We start from the raw sequence: 1457 nt of genomic DNA, 5'->3' as shown, positions 1-1457 counted from the left end.
AAGCGTTGTGAAAAACCTCATGAACCAGCAGGAAATAAGGGTTCTAAGAACAAAGTAATAGCTATCAGAAAACGTTGGAGAGATAGCAATGATAGGCGAGAAGTCGGAGCAAACCAACATATTTCAAATGGTCACGATGGAAGACCTCGTCCCAGAAAACTACTTTTACCGGAAAGTGAATCGAGTCATCGATTTTTCATTTATCCGGGAGTTGGTCAAAGACAAGTATTGTGCTGACAATGGAAGACCCTCGGCAGCGCCAGAAACAATCATGCGAATCATGTTAATCGGTTACTTTGAGAACTTTTCCGAACTCCGCCTATGGAATGAACTTCAAATGCATGCGGGATACCGCTGGTTTTGCAAACTTGAATTCAACGACCTAGTTCCGGACCGAAGTACTTGGATAAAAACCCGTCAACGTTGGGGTATGGAAGTTTTCGACCTCATTTTTCGGCGAATTGTCGAACAATGCATCCAAAGCGGGTTAGTCAAAGGGAACCTTGTTGCCATCGATGGTACTCAAGTTGAAGCCAACGCTGCGGTCACTAGTTTAGAAGCGATTACACCAGTTGTTAGTATTGACGAGTATTTGAATCGGCTTCAGATGGAACCGACTAAAGCAACCGACGACAAGTCTGAAAAGCCGGCCCGCTCCAGTGGGGATCCCGATTTTCGGGGCGAGAAATTTTCCAATCAAACTCATCGTTCAACGACGGACCCAGATGCGCGGCTATATCGTAAAAACAGCGCCCATGAGGCAAAACTGAGTTATCTGGTACACGACGCGTTAGATGTTCGCTCCGGGGTTATCCTGGATACAGAGGCAACCTTAGCGCATGGCCGGGCTGAACGAGAAACCGCCATTGAATTTTTAGAACGCCTTGGTAGGAATGTATTTGCGTTGATGGATAAAAACTACCGTGCCGGTGAGTTTCTTCACAAGCTTCGTCATCAAGGGATTCACCCCTTGGTTTCCATGGACTCACTGGATTTTGAAGTAGTTCCGGTTTGGAAACGAAGAACGTTTAAACTCGACTGTTATCGGAGACGGCACAATCTTTTCAATGAAATCAAAGCACGGAATTATGCGCGCCGACTCAATCGAAAGCGTGTATTCAGCAAAACCTATAAACTGCGAATCAAGATTGAGCATAAATTTGCGGAAGCGAAAGAATGCCATGGGTTGGATCGAGCCAGAGGATACGGACTAGAGAATATGAAAATCCAAGCTCGATTAACGGCCACGGTACAAAACATAAAACGTTTGGTTAGACACTTAACCCGAAGTAAGCCTAACAAGGCAACGGGGGTTCAAACTACAGCCGTTCGATTTAAAGAGGGCTTTTCGGTTTTCAAGGTTCTACCTTTTTTCAGCTTTTCAGTTTCAAATTTTGGATTGGATCTTGTTTGAGTTTTTTGATCCCCTTAAAAACTATGGGTTCTTCACAACGCTT

1 protein-coding gene is annotated in these 1457 nt (G+C 44.7%); it reads left to right on the top strand.

Annotation, left to right across the window (positions count from 1 at the left end; translation table 11 throughout):
- Positions 1-88: 88 nt before the first annotated feature.
- Positions 89-1414, top strand: a complete 1326-nt coding sequence (locus tag EDC14_RS26410) for a transposase (protein WP_132018420.1) — start codon at positions 89-91, stop codon at positions 1412-1414.
- Positions 1415-1457: the final 43 nt, after the last annotated feature.

The sequence above is a fragment of the Hydrogenispora ethanolica genome, from assembly GCF_004340685.1.
Classification (GTDB): Bacteria; Bacillota; UBA4882; order UBA8346; family UBA8346; genus Hydrogenispora; species Hydrogenispora ethanolica.
This window is presented reverse-complemented; position numbering and strand designations above follow the sequence as displayed.

Excerpts from the sequence above, each read along its gene's own strand:
- EDC14_RS26410 (WP_132018420.1), top strand. The coding sequence starts at position 89 with ATGATAGGCGAGAAGTCGGAGCAAACCAACATATTTCAAATGGTCACG.